At 69.1% G+C, this 15,903-nt stretch carries 17 protein-coding genes; 13 read left to right on the top strand and 4 right to left on the bottom strand.

Going from position 1 to position 15,903, the window contains the following annotated elements:
- Positions 1 to 20: 20 nt before the first annotated feature.
- Positions 21 to 1,337 carry an erythromycin esterase family protein gene (locus EV691_RS02010; RefSeq protein WP_207390158.1) on the top strand — a complete coding sequence of 439 codons (1,317 nt, stop codon included), beginning with the start codon at positions 21 to 23 and terminating at the stop codon, positions 1,335 to 1,337.
- 4 nt (positions 1,338 to 1,341) lie between these two features.
- Positions 1,342 to 2,013 (top strand): phosphoribosyltransferase, encoded by a 672-nt coding sequence (locus EV691_RS02015; protein WP_131297763.1) that lies wholly within the window; start codon positions 1,342 to 1,344, stop codon positions 2,011 to 2,013.
- Between the two features lie 25 nt (positions 2,014 to 2,038).
- Here the strand turns inward: EV691_RS02015 and EV691_RS02020 are convergent, their stop codons facing one another.
- Positions 2,039 to 2,248 (bottom strand): hypothetical protein, encoded by a 210-nt coding sequence (locus tag EV691_RS02020; protein WP_082045382.1) that lies wholly within the window; start codon positions 2,246 to 2,248, stop codon positions 2,039 to 2,041.
- Between the two features lie 302 nt (positions 2,249 to 2,550).
- Between EV691_RS02020 and EV691_RS24105 the strand changes: the two genes are divergently transcribed.
- The 6 genes from EV691_RS24105 to EV691_RS02045 all read left to right on the top strand — a co-directional run bounded on the left by EV691_RS24105 (position 2,551) and on the right by EV691_RS02045 (position 8,097).
- Complete coding sequence (locus tag EV691_RS24105) at positions 2,551 to 2,673, top strand: hypothetical protein (RefSeq protein ID WP_269768794.1); 123 nt, start codon at positions 2,551 to 2,553, stop codon at positions 2,671 to 2,673.
- A gap of 10 nt (positions 2,674 to 2,683) precedes the next feature.
- On the top strand, positions 2,684 to 4,204 hold the full coding sequence (locus EV691_RS02025) for a TolC family protein (protein ID WP_131297762.1): 1,521 nt from the start codon (positions 2,684 to 2,686) through the stop codon (positions 4,202 to 4,204).
- Positions 4,197 to 5,333 carry an HlyD family secretion protein gene (locus EV691_RS02030; RefSeq protein ID WP_131297761.1) on the top strand — a complete coding sequence of 379 codons (1,137 nt, stop codon included), beginning with the start codon at positions 4,197 to 4,199 and terminating at the stop codon, positions 5,331 to 5,333. The genes EV691_RS02025 and EV691_RS02030 overlap by 8 nt, the downstream gene beginning before the upstream one ends.
- A complete protein-coding gene (locus EV691_RS02035) occupies positions 5,323 to 6,363 on the top strand; it encodes a DUF2955 domain-containing protein (protein ID WP_131297760.1) in 1,041 nt (346 codons plus the stop codon). The genes EV691_RS02030 and EV691_RS02035 overlap by 11 nt, the downstream gene beginning before the upstream one ends.
- Before the next feature lie 12 nt (positions 6,364 to 6,375).
- Positions 6,376 to 6,819 carry a potassium channel family protein gene (locus EV691_RS02040; protein WP_131297759.1) on the top strand — a complete coding sequence of 148 codons (444 nt, stop codon included), beginning with the start codon at positions 6,376 to 6,378 and terminating at the stop codon, positions 6,817 to 6,819.
- A gap of 96 nt (positions 6,820 to 6,915) precedes the next feature.
- Positions 6,916 to 8,097 (top strand): NYN domain-containing protein, encoded by a 1,182-nt coding sequence (locus EV691_RS02045; RefSeq protein ID WP_131297758.1) that lies wholly within the window; start codon positions 6,916 to 6,918, stop codon positions 8,095 to 8,097.
- Positions 8,098 to 8,145: 48 nt separating this feature from the next.
- Here the strand turns inward: EV691_RS02045 and dcd are convergent, their stop codons facing one another.
- Together dcd and EV691_RS02055 are read right to left on the bottom strand one after the other, a co-directional pair.
- Positions 8,146 to 8,712, bottom strand: coding sequence for a dCTP deaminase (gene dcd / locus EV691_RS02050; RefSeq protein ID WP_131297757.1), 567 nt, complete (start codon positions 8,710 to 8,712; stop codon positions 8,146 to 8,148).
- 74 nt (positions 8,713 to 8,786) lie between these two features.
- Positions 8,787 to 9,689: a polyprenyl synthetase family protein gene (locus EV691_RS02055; protein ID WP_131297756.1), complete on the bottom strand. Its 903-nt coding sequence runs from the start codon at positions 9,687 to 9,689 to the stop codon at positions 8,787 to 8,789.
- A 142-nt stretch (positions 9,690 to 9,831) separates the two neighbouring features.
- Between EV691_RS02055 and fni the strand changes: the two genes are divergently transcribed.
- From fni to EV691_RS02080, 5 genes are read left to right on the top strand one after another with little or no spacing between them, the layout of a single operon-like run.
- Positions 9,832 to 10,875, top strand: coding sequence for a type 2 isopentenyl-diphosphate Delta-isomerase (fni, locus tag EV691_RS02060; RefSeq protein ID WP_131297755.1), 1,044 nt, complete (start codon positions 9,832 to 9,834; stop codon positions 10,873 to 10,875).
- 16 nt (positions 10,876 to 10,891) lie between these two features.
- The gene (locus EV691_RS02065) at positions 10,892 to 11,842 is read left to right on the top strand and encodes a glycosyltransferase (RefSeq protein WP_131297754.1); all 951 of its coding nucleotides are present in this window, start codon (positions 10,892 to 10,894) and stop codon (positions 11,840 to 11,842) included.
- Complete coding sequence (crtY, locus tag EV691_RS02070) at positions 11,829 to 12,998, top strand: lycopene beta-cyclase CrtY (RefSeq protein WP_131297753.1); 1,170 nt, start codon at positions 11,829 to 11,831, stop codon at positions 12,996 to 12,998. The genes EV691_RS02065 and crtY overlap by 14 nt, the downstream gene beginning before the upstream one ends.
- Position 12,999: 1 nt before the next feature.
- On the top strand, positions 13,000 to 14,490 hold the full coding sequence (locus EV691_RS02075) for a phytoene desaturase (RefSeq protein ID WP_131297752.1): 1,491 nt from the start codon (positions 13,000 to 13,002) through the stop codon (positions 14,488 to 14,490).
- Positions 14,487 to 15,452, top strand: coding sequence for a phytoene/squalene synthase family protein (locus EV691_RS02080; RefSeq protein ID WP_131297751.1), 966 nt, complete (start codon positions 14,487 to 14,489; stop codon positions 15,450 to 15,452). Before EV691_RS02075 ends, EV691_RS02080 begins: the two co-directional genes overlap by 4 nt.
- Here EV691_RS02080 and EV691_RS02085 read toward each other — a convergent pair.
- Positions 15,367 to 15,888, bottom strand: a complete 522-nt coding sequence (locus EV691_RS02085; RefSeq protein WP_131297750.1) for a sterol desaturase family protein — start codon at positions 15,886 to 15,888, stop codon at positions 15,367 to 15,369. The two genes, EV691_RS02080 and EV691_RS02085, sit on opposite strands and share 86 nt — an antisense overlap.
- Positions 15,889 to 15,903: the final 15 nt, after the last annotated feature.

Raw genomic sequence — 15,903 nt, forward strand, 5'->3', positions numbered from 1 at the left:
CAGGGCTTCAGGAGGCTTGCATGAAAGAGCTTTTCGAGGCCCGGGAGCCTGTGGAGCTGCTGGGCCGCCATGCCATTTCCCTGCCTGCGCTCGACAGCGAGGCGTTCGCCAGCCTGTTCGACCGCTACGGCGATGCCCGGGTGGTGCTGATCGGCGAGGCCAGCCACGGCACCTCCGAGTTCTACCGCACCCGCGCGGCGATCACCCGGCGACTGATCGAACGGCACGGCTTCAACATCGTCGCGGTCGAGGCCGACTGGCCGGACGCTGCCCGGATCGATCACCAGGTGCGCCGGCAGCAGCCGCCCGACTGGGAGCGCCAGGCCTTCCAGCGCTTTCCCGTCTGGATGTGGCGCAATCTGGAGGTCGCCGAGTTCTGCGACTGGCTGAGCCATTTCAACCGGGACCTGCCGTACGAGCAGCGCGTCGAGTTTCGCGGCCTCGACGTCTACAGCCTGGGCGCCTCGATCGGCGCGGTGCTGGACTACCTGGACAGGACCGATGCCCAGGCCGCCCGGGAGGCGCGCCAGCGCTACGGCTGCCTGATGCCCTGGCAGGATGCGCCGGCCCGCTACGGCCGCGATGTCCTCTACGGTACCCAGTCCTGCGAGGAGGCGGTGGTCGAGCAGTTGCGCAGCCTGCTCGAGCTGCGCCTGGAGGCGCTCGGCCAGGATGGCGAGGACTTCTTCGACGCCACCCAGAACGCCCGCGTGGTGCGCGCCGCCGAACACTACTACCGGATCATGTACCACGGCTCGAGCGCCTCCTGGAACCTGCGCGACCGGCACATGTTCGACACCCTGCGCAGCCTGCTGGAGCACCGCGGCCCCGCGGCCAGGGCGGTAGTCTGGGCGCACAACTCGCACATCGGCAATGCCGACGCGACGGCCATGGGCTGGGCCGGCGAATTCAACATCGGCGAACTGAGCCGCACCGCCTGGGGCAGGGATGCTGTGCTGATCGGCATGGGCACCGACCGCGGCGAGGTGGCCTGCGCCAGCGAGTGGGACGAGCCGATGCGCATCAAGAAGGTTCGCCCCGCGCGTCCGGACAGCTGGGAGCGCCTGTTCCTGCAAACCGGCATCCCCGCCTCCTTCACCGACTGGCGTGACGACGCACCCGCCGAGCTGCGTGCGGTTCTCTCCGAAACCCTGCTGGAGCGCGCCATCGGCGTGATCTACCGGCCGGAGAGCGAGCGTCAGAGCCATTACTTCGAAGCCGTGCTGGCCGAGCAGTTCGATGCCTGGATCTGGCTGGAGGAAACCCACGCCGTCACGCCCCTGGGGCCCCACCAGCCGCAGGTGGGGCAGGCCGAAACCTACCCGTTCGGAGAATGAGCCCATGCACGCAACCAGCCATGCCCCCCACCTGTTCCTCGACCGCCGCAGCGCCGGCCTGGAGCTGGCCGACGCGCTGCTGTCCCATGCGGCCGAACGACCGCTGGTGCTCGCCCTACCCCGTGGCGGTGTTCCGGTCGCCTTCGAGGTCGCCCGGACGCTGCGTGCCGAACTGGACATCCTGCTGGTGCGCCGGATCGTCGCGCCCGGACACAGCGGCCTTGCGCTGGGTGCGGTGATCGACGGCGCCAATCCGCAGTTCGTGGTCAACGAGGAAGTGGTGCGCCAAGTGCGTCCGCCGTCCGGCTGGTTCGAGCTGGAAATGCAGCGCCAGCTGCTGGAGCTGGAATGCGCCCGGAGACTGTACTGCAGCGAGCCCCCCCCTCCGGTGACCGGCCGCTGCGTGATCCTGGTGGATGACGGCATCGACACCGGCAGCAGCGTGCGGGCCGCGCTGAAGGGCCTGGCCAAGTCCGCCCCCGGGCAGTTGATCCTGGCCGTACCGGTCGCCCCACGTGAAGTCGTCAAGGACCTGCAGCCGCTGGTCGACGAGCTGGTCTGCCTGGCCATGCCCGAGCCCTTCGGGGCGATCTGGCGGCACTACGGCGACTTCGGCGAAATCAGCGATCAGGAAGTCGTCGACCTGCTGGCGGAGGCTCGGCACAGCGCCCGCTGATCAGGCGCCGTGCCCGACGGGGCGCTCAGACCACCGGCGCCGGCGGCGGCTGGTCCGGCCGGGTCGGCTCTCCCGGCTCGGTCGGCTGCGTCGGCACGCCGGGCTCGCTGGGCTGCCCTGGTCCTCCCGGCTCCGGATCGCCGGAAGGATTGCCGGCCAACCAGGGCCGATTGGGCAGCGCCTGCGGCGCTATCGAGGGTTGTTGAAGGGGTTCGCGGTGCTGACGGATCTCCATGATGACCTCCGACGGTGGGGGCGGCGAGCTGCCGACCCGATGGCTACAGTCGGTAGAACCCGCCGGAGAGGAGTAATTCCCGAAATTGGACGGCGAGCCTGGCGATGCGATGCCGCCGGTCATGCCTTCTACGAGCCTTGATCCCGCCCCGTGCGCCCCCCGCACTACTGGCCAACGGACGCCAGCGCCTGAACTATGCTCTAGCGCGCACGCTCCCGCTGCAGAAGCATTCGTCCCGCCCCCTCTGAATCGCCCAGACCGCCCGGACAGGATGCCCGTGCCCTCAAGGAAAGGAACTCTCCATGTCGCCGAAAAGCTCCCTCAGCCAGCAACCTCGGAAAACCCTGCGCGCCGGCCGGACGATCAGGCCGCTGCCGGCGAAGGCGCGCGGCCGCATGCCGGACAGGCTCCAGCCGCTCGTCTGACCACCCCGCCATGCGGCTCCGGCTCGCCCCGCTCCCGCTGCTGGCGACCTGTGTCCTGGGCGGCTGCATCCGCCTGGGGCCGGACTTCCAGTCGCCCCGCGAGCCCTGGGTCGACCACTGGGACAGCGAGATGCTGGCCCAGGCCAGCACCCTGCGCGTGCAGCCGGACAACCGCCAGTGGTGGACGGGCCTCGGCGACCCGCTGCTCGACCGGCTGATCGCCCACGCCGATGAGCACAATCCGGACCTGCGCATCGCCGGCCTGCGCATCCTCGAAGCCCGGGCGCAGCTCGGCATCGCCCTCAGCGGCCTCAGCCCCCAGTTGCGCCAGGTCACTGCCGAGGCGCTCTACCTCGACCGCCGCCAGTACGGCGGCGTCAATCCGCAGGACCGCCATGCCTGGCAGTACGACGCCGGCTTCAGCGTCGGCTGGGAACTCGACTTCTGGGGCCGCTACAGCCGCGCCATCGAGTCCGCCGACGCCGCCTACTTCGCCGCCCAGGCCAACTATCAGGACGTCCTCGTGCTGCTGCGCGCCCAGGTCGCGCAAACCTATTTCGCCCTGCGCACCGCCGAGGCCCGCCTGCGCATCGCCCGCGAAAACACCGAGCGGCAGAAGCGCAGCTTCGAGATCACCGAGCGCCTGTTCCTGAGCGGCAACAGCGACGAACTCGATCTGCAGCAGGCCAAGACCCAGTACCTCGGCACCCTGAGCACCGTGCCGGAGTTCGAGACCCTGGTGCGGCAGACCCGCAATGCCCTCTCGGTACTGATTGGCGTCCCCCCCAACACATTGCCGGAACTCGCCGTACACACGGGCCTGGTCCCCCTGCTCGACCGCGCCCTGCTCGACGACGTACCCGCCAACCTGCTGCTGCGCCGCCCGGACGTGCGCGCCGCCGAACTGCAGGTGGCCGCGCAGTCCGCCCAGGTCGGGCTGGCCGAAACCGACCTCTACCCGTCCCTGAGCCTGTTCGGTGCGATCGGCTGGTCGGCCAGCTCGCTGGATGGCAGCTCCGACAGCCGCGATCTCATCGGCGGACCCAGCCTGCTGTGGAACGTCTTCGACAACGGCCGCATGCGCAACAACGTGCGCGTCCAGGACGCCCGCCTGCAACAGCTGATCGAGGCCTACCGCGACCGGGTGCGCCAGGCCGCGCGCGAGGCCGATGACGCCGCCACCGGACTGGTCAAGGCGCTGGAGCGCGAGCGCACCCTGCGCGAGGCGGCGATCAGCGCCCAGCGCGCACTGACCCTGGCCAGCGCCCAATACCGCGAGGGCTACACCGACTTCCAGCGCGTGCTGGACGCCCAGCGCGCCCTGCTGGCCCAGCAGGACAGCTACCTGGTCACCCGCAACGCCGCGATAAGCAGCCTGATCGACCTCTACAAGGCCCTCGGCGGCGGCTGGTACAGCGAGCGGCCGCCCATCGATGCGGCCAGCCGCGAACAGATGGCCAAACGCACCGACTGGGGCGACCTGCTGGACGAGGTCAGTCCCCCTTCCGACAAGGCAGACAGCCATGACTGAAACCCCGCAGCCCCCCATCGAGACGCCCGCGCCGCCGCCCGCCGCAGCACCCGAGCCGGCCGACCCCAGCCGCCGCGGCGTGCGCTGGAGCCTCGTGCTGATCGTCCTCAGCCTGCTCTGGTATCTGTGCGCCGACCGCTACACTCCCTACACCCAGCAGGCCCGGGTGGAGGCCCTGGTGGTCGGGGTCGCGCCCGAGGTGGCCGGCCGCGTGACCGGCGTCGCGGTGCGCAACAACCAGAGCGTGGAGGCCGGCCAACTGCTCTTCGAACTGGACCCGGAGCCCTACCGGATCGCCGTCGAGCGGGCACGCGCCGAGCTGGAGAGCACGCGCCGGCAGGTCGGCGCCGGCACCGCCGGCATCGATGCCGCGCTGGCCGGACTGCGCGCCGCGCAGGCCAACGAACTCAAGGCCCGGCAGGACAGCGAGCGCCTGGCGCGGCTCTACCGCGAGGACTCCGGCACCATCTCCCTGCGGCGCCTGGAGGTTGCCCAGGCGACCCTGGAACAGGCCGTCAGCCAGGTCGCCGCGGCCCGCGCCGAGGTCCAGCGGGCCCGCGAACAGGAAGGCGGCAGCGGCGCGGACAACGCCACGCTGCGCAGCGCCGCCGCCGCCCTCGAGCAGGCCGAACGCGACCTGGCCAACACCCGGGTCCGCGCCAGCTCCGCAGGACTGATCACCGACCTGCGCGCCGAGGTCGGCCAGTACGCCGGCACCGGCAATCCGGTGCTGACCCTGATCGCCATCGACGACCTGTGGATCAGCGCGGAAATGACCGAGAACAACCTGGGCCACCTCGAACCCGGCACGCCGGTGGCGATCGTCCTCGACGCCCTGCCCGGAGCCGTGTTCGAAGGGCATGTGCGCAGCATCGGCTTCGGCGTCAGCGTCGGCCAGGGCAGCCCGCCCGGCAGCCTGCCGACGGTGCAGAACAACCGCGACTGGCTGCGCGCCGCCCAGCGCTTCCCGGTGATCGTCGAGTTCGCGCCGGGCGAGCTGGCCGATCCCCGGGCGCTGCGCATCGGCGGCCAGGCCGAGGTGATGGCCTTCCCCAGCCCCGGCAATCCGCTCAATCCGCTCGGCCGCGTCTTCCTGCGCCTGATGAGCTGGCTGTCCTATGCCTACTGAAGCGCCCGTCCGCCGCCTCGATCCGCGCCCGCAGCGCGCCCTGCGCCTGGCCTTCGGCACGGCCGCCTGCCTGGCCACGAGCTTCGGCCTGGCCCTGCCGATCCCCTTCCTGCCACCCGTGCTGACCCTGTTTCTGCTGGCCATGCGCAACCAGCCGCTGCCCCTCAAGGCCAGTCTCGGCCTGGCCGTGCTGGCGGCCGTCACCACCGGCGGCGGCCTGCTGCTGATCCCGCTGCTGCGCTACTACCCGGCCAGCGGCGTGCTGCTGGTCGCGCTGTGCCTGTTCCTCTGCTTCGGCTATGCGCTGCGCGGCGGCAACAACCTGGTGTCGACCTTCCTGATCATCGGCCTGACCCTGGTGTCCGCCACAGGCGCCAGCGCCTTCGCCATCGCCCTGACGGTCATCGAGGCGCTGGTCAAGGGGCTGCTGCTGACCAGCCTCTGCGTGGCCCTGGGTCACTGGCTGTTTCCCGAACCCAGCGGACTCGCCGAGCCGCCCGTTCGCCCGCCAGCCGACCCGCAGCAGACCGCCTGGATCGCCCTGCGCGCGACCCTGGTGGTGATCCCGGCCTTCCTGCTCGCCCTGATCGATCCGGGCAGCTATGTGCCGCTGGTGATGAAGGCGGTGAGCCTCGGCCAGCAGGTGTGCGGCACCAGTGCCCGCGACGCCGGACGCGAACTGCTCGGTTCGACCCTGCTGGGCGGCCTGCTGGCGGTGTGTTTCTGGTCGGCGCTGAGCCTTTTCCCGCACCTGTGGATGTTCTTCCTGTGGACGCTGCTGTTCGTCCTGCTGCTGGCGCGCCGCCTCTACCGCGTGACCGACAACCGGCAGACGCCGGGCTTCTGGCTGAACGGCGCCGCCACTCTGATCATCCTGCTCGGCCAGTCGGTACAGGACAGCGCGGCCGGCAAGGACGTCTACACCGCCTTCGCCGTACGCATGGGGCTGTTCATCGCCGTCACCCTGTATGCCTGCGCGGCGGTCCAACTGATCGACCGGCGGCGTCTGCGCCCGCACCCCGCCGCCTGAAAGGAGTTCGCCATGCTGCTCAATCTGTTGATCGGAATCGCCGTCATGCTGATCTGCCTGCTGTTCCAGGCGATCTTCGTGGGCATCTGCCTGCGCCGCTATGTGCGTTTCCGCCAGGACCACGAGGTATTCGGCAGGTCATTGCAGCAGATCGTCCTGCTCGCCCTGGTGATGCTGCTGGCGATGTTCGGCAACCTCCTGCAGATGGCCGCCTGGGCCGGGCTGTTCGTGCTGCTCGGCGAGTTCGCCGACTTTTCCACCGCGCTGTATCACTCGGCGGTGAACTTCGCCACCCTGGGCTACGGCGACATCGTCATGTCCGAGCGCTGGCGCCTGCTCGGCGCGCTGGAGGCGGCCAACGGCATCCTCATGTTCGGCGTTTCCACCGCGATGATGACCGCGGCGCTGACCGACCTGATCCGGCACGGTCGGGACAAGCCGCCCGGGTCGCCGTGAACTCCCCGGCAGGTGACGGCAGGCGCCCGGGCAGTGGATACTCCCGCCCTGGCCAGGACGCCTGTCTCCCTCTGTCTCCATTACAAGAAAAGCATCATGGATCGATCGAAAATCGCACTGTTCATCGACGTGGAAAACCTGACGCACTGGCTGAAGAACAACGGCCCGGACCTGCTGATCACCGAACTCAGCGCCATCGGCCAGTTGATCGTGCGGCGCGCCTACGGGAACTGGGGCAATCCCTGCGTGCAGGGCTTCCAGAGCGAACTCAACCGGCTCGGTTTCGAGCTGATCCACAACTTCCATCCGGTCAGCAAGAAGAACTCCTCCGACATTCAACTGACCATCGACGTGATCGACTACGCCCACAACCTGCCGGGCATCCAGTGGTTCGTCCTGGCGACCGGGGACTCGGACTTCTCGCCGCTGTTCCGCAAGCTGCGCGAGATGGGCAAGGAGGTGATCGGCGTCGGCCCGCGCTCGCCGCTCAGCGAGAGCGTGAAGACCTCCTGTTCGAAGTACCTCTACACCGGCACCGAGCACACGGCCAGCAAGAAGGAGCTGCGCTCGAACACCGACGACGCCATGGATCTGGCCGAGAAGATCCTCAGGGCCGCCGACCAGACGCTGCCGCTCTCCACCCTGAAGAACGGCATGCTCAGCGTCGACAGCGCCTTCAACGAGCGCGATCTCGGCTATCGCTCGTTCATCGACTTCCTCAAGGCGATCGACTCGATCGAGGTCACCCAGGACGGCAAGAACAAGTCCTGGACCGCGACCCTGAAGGGCAGCGACCCGGCCGGCGAGGCCCGCGAAGGGAACCTCCAGGACTCCCTGGTGAGAAGCTACGAAAGACTGCTCCGGAAGAAACAGTGGCGCCTCACGTCCAGCAAGGCCCTGAACGAGGTCTATCAACTCGCCCGCCATCATCCCCAGCAGAGCAAGGAGCGGATCACCGAGGAGGCCCGCAAGCACAGCCAGATGCTCACCAGCGTCGAAATCAACAAGGCATTGATCATCCTGGTCCGCTCGAAGGTGCTCCGGGTCAGCGGCTTCAGCGACGCCGGGGAAAAGCTGTGGAGCATAGCTCCCGAGCTGAACCTCGCGCGCACCGTGGATGCGGCCATGCTTTCCCGGCTGTTCTCGGCCTGCCGGGAAAACGGCACGAAGATCGAAAAGGCCGCACTGCGCGACCTGCTCTATGGGAAATACGACGACAATGCGCTCGAACAGCTCATCGAACAGGCATCGGCCCTGCAGGAAAAGGCCGAGGCCTGAATCGATGACGAAGGGCTGCCCACGGACGTCATGCGCCCACGCGGGCGATCAGGCCTTGGGCAGGGTGACCCCGGTCTGTCCCTGGTACTTGCCGCCGCGGTCCTTGTAGGACACCTCGCAGGGCTCGTCGGACTCGAGGAAGAGCATCTGCGCCACGCCCTCGTTGGCATAGATCTTCGCCGGCAGGGTGGTGGTGTTGGAGAACTCCAGGGTCACGTGGCCTTCCCATTCGGGCTCCAGCGGGGTGACGTTGACGATGATCCCGCAGCGCGCGTAGGTGCTCTTGCCCAGGCAGATGGTCAGCACGTTGCGCGGAATGCGGAAGTATTCGACGGTGCGCGCCAGGGCGAAGGAGTTCGGCGGAATGATGCAGACGTCGCCCTTGACGTCGACGAAGCTCCGCTCGTCGAAGTTCTTCGGGTCGACGGTGGCCGAGTGGATGTTGGTGAATACCTTGAATTCGTTGGCACAGCGCACATCGTAGCCGTAGCTGGACACGCCGTAGGAAATCAGCCGCTCGCTGCCCTCGGTGCGCACCTGGCGCTCGACGAAGGGCTCGATCATGCCCTGCTCCCGGGCCATGCGGCGAATCCACTTGTCCGATTTGATGGTCATGACGGCAGTCCTGCAAAAAATGAGGTGCGCATATTAACGGCTGTCCCGACGCCTTCAAAGCGCCAGCCGCCGGCCTAGTACAGACGCGAAAACAGCAGGCAAAGAAGCCGCAGGAGCAAGCAATCCGGCCCGTACACGCCACTCAGCAGGGTATCGATGCGTTGCACGTGCCCGTACAGACGCTGTCTGGCCGCTTCCTGCCCGAGCAGGGCGACCAGGGTCGACTTGCCGGCATCCTTGCCCGGGTCCTTGCGCAGTGGCGCATCCGACGCGCCGTCGCAGAGGTCGTCGTACAGCTGGAAGGCCTGCCCCAGCTCGAGCGCCGCTTCGCGCAGGGTCATGCGCACGTCATCGCGGGCATGCGCGACCTGCGCCGCCATCTCCAGGGCCGCGGCGAACAGCGCCCCGGTCTTCAGGTGATTGGTTTCGGCGATCTCGCCGACCCGGCGCGGCCGGCCGCCTTCGCGCAGATCCTGATACTGGCCGCGCACCAGCCCCTGTGCCCCCACCGCGTCGGCGAGCACGCCGACCAGCCGGGCACGCAGCAACGACGGCAGCTCGGATGCACTGGAAATCACCTTGAAGGCCTGGCCGAGCAGCGCCACCGCCGTCAGCACGGCGATATCCTCGCCGAAGCGTACATGCACGGTCGGCAGGCCCCGGCGCAGACGCGCATCGTCCATGCACGGCATGTCGTCGAGCACCAGGGAGGCGGCATGGACCATCTCCAGCGCGCACCCCAGGTCCAGCAGCGGCGCCTCGCGGGCGCCCAGCTGGCTTCCTGCCAGCACCACTATCAGCGGACGTACGCGCTTGCCGGGCGAGAGCAGCGCAGCCTTCATCGCCGTGCCGATCAGGTCGCTCTCATCCGCGGAAGTGGACAGCAGATGCGCCAGGCGCCGGTCGATCCGCCCACGCAGCGCGCCGAGGTCGTCGGCGAAGGTGTCATCTTGGAGTGGCACAAGTGAAGTTGCCATAAGGTCCAGAAACTCCGTTTTCTGAAAAGGCGGGCGGAAGAAAGAATGCTAAAATTCTTGTACATATTTCCAATTCTGTACAATCCTGACGGAAAGATTTCCCGACCCCCGCAGTCCCACTCCACCGAACCAGGGAACAGCGATGGCAGGAGACGAACTGGCGGCGCGCAAGAACGACCATCTGGATATCGTCCTCGACCCGGCCCGGACCAAGCGACACGGCAATACCGGCTTCGCCGCCTTTGCCTTCGAGCATTGCGCGCTGCCGGAGTTGCACCTGCAGCAGGTCGACTTGGGCACGAGTTTCCTCGGCCGCCCCCTGCGTGCGCCGCTGCTGATCAGCTCCATGACCGGCGGTCCCGCGCGGGCGGCGACCATCAACCGGCATCTGGCCGAAGCGGCACAGGCGCTCGGCATCGCCCTGGGCGTCGGCTCCCAGCGCATCGCCCTGGAAACCGGCGCCGACCACGGCCTGACCCGACAACTGCGCCAACTGGCTCCGGACGTGCCGCTGCTGGCCAATATCGGCGCGGCGCAGTTGGCTGCCGGCTTCGGCCTGGAGGAGGCACGACGGGCGGTGGACATGCTCGAGGCCGACGCCCTGATCGTGCACCTGAACCCCTTGCAGGAGGCTGTACAGCCGGAAGGCGACCGCGACTGGCGCGGCGTGCTCGATGCCATCAGCCATCTCACTGCCCGGCTGGGCGTACCGCTGGTGGTCAAGGAGGTCGGCGCCGGCATCAGCGCCCCAGTCGCGCGGCGCCTGGTCGAAGCCGGCGTCGCAGTGATTGATGTGGCCGGCGCCGGCGGCACCAACTGGGTCACGGTCGAGGCGCAACGGGCACGCACCCCGGCCCGGAAGCAAATCGCACTGGCCTTCGCCGACTGGGGCATCCCCACCGCCGAGGCGCTGTGCGAGGTGCGCCAGGCTTGCCCGGGGACGCCACTGATCGCCTCGGGCGGGATACGCGACGGCGTGGACGTGGCCAAGGCGATCCGTCTGGGTGCCGATCTGGCCGGACAGGCCGCCGCCGCGCTGCCCGGCGCACTGTGCTCAAGCGAGGCGGTGATCGAGCATTTCAGCGTGATCATCGAGCAGTTGCGCATCGCCTGCTTCTGCACCGGCTCGGCGGACCTGGCGGCCCTGCGCTTGGCGCGCATACGGCAGGTAGCGCCGCCGCACTAGAAGCTGGAGTTCAAGGATGAGCCACTTCGCCGTCATCGCACCACCTTTCGCCGGCCATTTCTGGGCGCTGGAAGCATTGGCCGAATGCCTCATCATGCGCGGGCACCGGGTCACCTTCGTCCAGCAGGAGGATGCCCGCGCCCTGCTGCGCCAGCCGCACGTCGAGTTCGCCGCCCTCGGCCAGGCCTCGCATCCGCCCGGCTCGCTCGCCACGGTCATCAGCCATGCCGGGCATCCCGGTGCTCCGTTCGGCCTGCCGCCGCGCGACAGCCTGCACCAGTGCCTGTCGCCCTTCGCCCAGATCAGCCAGACCCTCGCCGGCTTCGACTTTCCGCGCCAGGAGGCCCCGGCGCACTTCCACCCGGTCGGCCCGCTGCGCTCACCGAATCAGGGCACGGCGCCGCTGGACCTGCCAGTCGCCCCTGGGCGGCCGTTCGTCTTCGCTTCGCTCGGCACCCTGCAGGGCGGCCGTTTCGGCCTGTTTCGGCGTATGGCCGCAGCCTGTCGCGACCTGGATCTGCAACTCCTGCTGGCGCACTGCGGCCGACTGGACCCCGGCCAGGTGCGCGCACTGCACGCGGCGGGCGCCACCTGGGTGACCGACTTCGCCCCTCAATGTGCGGCCCTGGCCCAAGCCGATGTGGCGATCACCCATGCCGGACTGAACACCGTGCTCGATGCCCTGGTCGCCGGCACGCCGATGCTCGCCCTGCCGATCGCCTTCAATCAGCCAGCGATCGCCGCCCGGGTGGTGTATGCCGGCGCCGGGCTGCGCGCCTCACCGCTGCTGGCCCAGCGCAGCACGCTGCGTCGCCTGCTGCGCCGGCTGCTGGACGAGCCAGCCTTCGCCGAGCATGCCACCCGGATCGGCGCCGAGGCGCGACAGGCGGGCGGTGCCGAGCGCGCCGCCGACATCGTCGAGGCGGTACTGAAAAGCGGCCGGCCGGTTCTCCATGCCGCGGCCTGACTACGACCTTATCCTGGTCGGCGGCGGCCTGGCCAACGGCCTGATCGCCTGGCGCCTGGCCGAGCTGCGCCCGGCGCTGCGCCTGCTGCTGCTGGAGCGGGGCCCGGTGCTCGGCGGCAATCACACCTGGTCGTTCCATCAGGATGATCTGACCCCGCAACAGCACGCCTGGCTGGCGCCGCTGGTGAGTCACCGCTGGCCCGGTTACGAAGTGCGCTTTCCCGAGCGACGGCGCATCCTGCACAGCGGTTATGCGTCGATCACCTCCACGCACTTCGACGCCCAGCTGTGTGCACGCCTCGTCGGTCAGGTGCAGTTGGGCAACAAGGTGCACAGCCTGAATCCGCAACGGGTGGAGCTGGCGGACGGCAGCAGCCTCGGTGCCCGCGCGGTGATCGACGGCCGCGGCCCGCGTTCCAGTCCGCACTTGGCGCTCGGCTACCAGAAATTCCTCGGCCGCGAGGTGCGCCTGACGGCGCCGCACGGGCTGGACATGCCGGTGCTGATGGACGCCGGCGTCGCCCAGCGCGAAGGCTACCGGTTCGTCTACCTGCTGCCCTTCGGCCCCGACCGCCTGCTGATCGAGGACACCTACTACGCCGACGGCGAGACTCTGGCCCCCGCAGCCCTGCGCGCACGGATCGACGAGTACACCGCGCAGCATGGCTGGCGCATCCTGGAGGTGCTGCGCGAGGAACAGGGCGTGTTGCCGATCATCCTCAGCGGCGATCTCGAGGGCTTCTGCCGGGAAATGGGCGCCCAGCCGTGCAGCGGTCTGGCCGCCGGCCTGTTTCACGCCACCACCGGCTATTCGCTGCCGCATGCGGTGCGCCTGGCCGAGCGCATCGCCGCCCTGCCACAGCTCGACGCCGCCAGTCTGGCTACAGAAATACAGGCGACCCTGCGCGCCGAGTGGCGCCGCCAGGGGTTCTTCCGCCTGCTCAACCGCATGCTGTTCCTCGCCGGCGCGCCGGAAGACCGCTGGCGGGTCATGCAGCGCTTCTACGGCCTGCCGGAGGCTCTGATCCGGCGCTTCTACGCCGGCCGTCTGCATGCCGGCGACAAACTGCGCATCCTCGCCGGCAAGCCGCCGGTGCCCCTCGACCAGGCGCTGTGGGCGGCGCTGGCCGGGGATCTGCATCGACAAGGGAGTTGAAATGAGCACAGGGAAACACGCCGTGGTGATCGGCGCCGGCTTCGGCGGCCTGGCTCTGGCCATCCGCCTGCAGGCCGCCGGGATCCAGACCACGCTCCTGGAGAAGCGCGACAAGCCGGGCGGCCGCGCCTACGTCTACGAGGACCAAGGCTTCGTCTTCGATGCCGGTCCCACGGTGATCACCGATCCCTCGGCGCTGGAAGAGCTGTTCATATCAAGCGGCCGGCGCCTGGCCGACTACGTCGAGCTGCTGCCGGTCAGCCCCTTCTACCGGCTGTGCTGGGAGGACGGTAGCCGCTTCGACTACGTGAACGACCAGGCCCTGCTGGACAGCCAGATCCGAGCGCGCAACCCGGCGGACGTCGACGGCTACCGGCGCTTTCTCGACTATTCCCGGGCAGTGTTCGAAGCCGGTTACCTGAAGCTCGGCAGCGTGCCCTTCCTGACCTTCGAGCGCATGGTCATGGCCGCGCCGCAGCTGGTCCGGCTGCAGGCCTGGCGCAGCGTGTACGGGATGGTGTCGTCCTTCATCGAGGACGACCAGCTGCGTCAGGCCTTCTCCTTCCATTCGCTGCTGGTCGGCGGCAATCCCTTCGCCACCTCCTCGATCTATGCGCTGATCCATGCCCTCGAGCGGCGCTGGGGCGTGTGGTTCCCCCGCGGCGGCACCGGCGCCCTGGTGCGCGCCCTGGTGCAACTGTTCGAGGAACTCGGCGGGCGACTGGAGCTGAACGCGCCGGTGGCGCGCCTGGCCGCCGAGGGCAAGCGCCTGAACGCGGCGATCTGCGCCGATGGCCGACGTTTCGCGGCCGATGCCGTCGCCTCCAACGCCGACGTCGTGCATACCTACCGCGAACTGCTCGGTCAACACGAGCGCGGCCGCCGGGAGGGCCGGCGGCTCGCGGGCAAGCGCTTCAGCATGTCGCTGTTCGTCGTCTACTTCGGCCTGAAGCGCCAGCACGCGCATCTGCAGCACCACACGGTGTGCTTCGGCCCGCGCTATCGCGGCCTGATCGAGGAAATCTTCAAGGGCACGGCCCTGCCCGAGGACTTTTCCCTCTACCTGCACGCGCCCTGCGTCACCGACCCCTCGCTGGCGCCGCCGGGCTGCTCCGGCTTCTACGTGCTGGCGCCGGTGCCGCATCTGGGACGCGCCGCCATCGACTGGACGCAGGAAGGGCCGCGCTACCGCGACCGCATCCTCGCCTACCTGGAGCGCCACTACATCCCGGACCTGCGCCAGGACCTGGTGACCTGCCGCACCTTCACCCCGCTGGATTTTCGCGACGAGCTGAACGCTCACCTGGGCTCGGCCTTTTCCCTGGAACCCATCCTGACCCAGAGCGCCTGGTTCCGTCCGCACAACCGCGACGACGAGATCGCCAACCTCTACATCGTCGGCGCAGGCACCCATCCCGGCGCCGGCCTGCCCGGGGTGGTCGGCTCGGCCAAGGCCACCGCGGGACTGATGCTCGAGGAGCTGAGCGGATGAACGATCTCCTGTTCGAACACGCCAGCCGGAGCATCGCCGCAGGCTCGAAGAGCTTTGCCGCCGCCGCCCGGCTGTTCGATGCATCGACCCGGCGCAGCACGGTGCTGCTCTACGCCTGGTGCCGGCATTGCGACGATGTGGTCGACGGCCAGTCCCACGGCTTCGGCAACGGACTGCCCGGCGCCGATCCGGCCTGTCTCGCCCAGCTCGAGGAGGCCACCCGCCGCGTCTGCGCCGGCGAGCCCCCCGCCAGCCCCGCCTTCGCCGCGCTGCAGGAGGTGGTCCGCCGGCACGGCATTCCCGAGCGTTACCCGCTCGATCACCTGGCCGGCTTTCGCATGGACGTGGAAGGCCGGCGCTACCACAGCTTCGCCGACACCCTGGACTACTGCTACCACGTCGCCGGGGTGGTCGGCGTGATGATGGCGCTGGTCATGGGGGTGCGCGACGAGGACACCCTGGATCGCGCCTGCGACCTGGGCCTGGCCTTCCAGCTGACCAACATCGCCCGCGACATCCTCGACGACCACGCCAGCGGCCGCCTCTACCTGCCGGCGCAGTGGCTGGACGAAGCCGGCGTGCCGCCCGAGGCGCTGAGCGCCCCCCGGCACCGCCCAGCGCTGGCACATCTGGCCGGGCGCCTGGTAAATGCAGCCGAGCCCTACTACGCCTCGGCGCTCGGCGGATTGGCGGCTCTGCCGCCGCGTTCGGCCTGGGCCGTCGCCACGGCGTGGGCGGTCTATCGGCAGATCGGGATCAGGGTGAAGGCGGCCGGTTCCGCTGCCTGGGACTCGCGCCTTGCCACGAGCAGGACGGACAAGCTGTGTCTGGCCTCCGTCGGCGGCTTGCAGGCGCTGGTCTCGCGCCTCGGCAGGCCTAGTCCGCGGCCCACGGGCCTGTGGACCCGGTCGCGGCCGGACCCTGCAACGGCCCGCCATGCAGGCGTCGCAGTTCCCCCCTGAGAATGTCCAGCCTGGGCGCATACAGGAAACCGAAGGAGACGCAGCCATCGCGTCCCGGCACCGCATGGTGCAGCCGGTGCGCCTGGTACAAGCGCTTGAGATAGCCGCTGCGCGGCACGTAGCGCAGCCCCCAGCGCCGATGCACCAGGGCGTCGTGGGCGAGGAAATAGAGAAGGCCATAGAGGGTCATGCCGGCGCCGATCCACTGCAGCGGCCAGAGACCGGCGGTACCCAGGGCGATCAGCAGGATGGCGAGGCCGGCGAACACCAGCGCATAGAGATCGTTCTTCTCGAACCAGCCGTGGCGTGGCTCGTGGTGCGAGCGGTGCCAGCCCCAGCCCCAGCCGTGCATCACGTACTTGTGCGAGGCCCAGGCCACCGCCTCCATCATGGCGACGGTGGCGAGCACGATGAGGGTGTCGAGCAGCAGGCGCATGGCGGACCTTCGGCA

The organism is Azotobacter chroococcum (genome assembly GCF_004339665.1).
In the GTDB taxonomy this organism is placed as follows: Bacteria; Pseudomonadota; Gammaproteobacteria; order Pseudomonadales; family Pseudomonadaceae; genus Azotobacter; species Azotobacter chroococcum.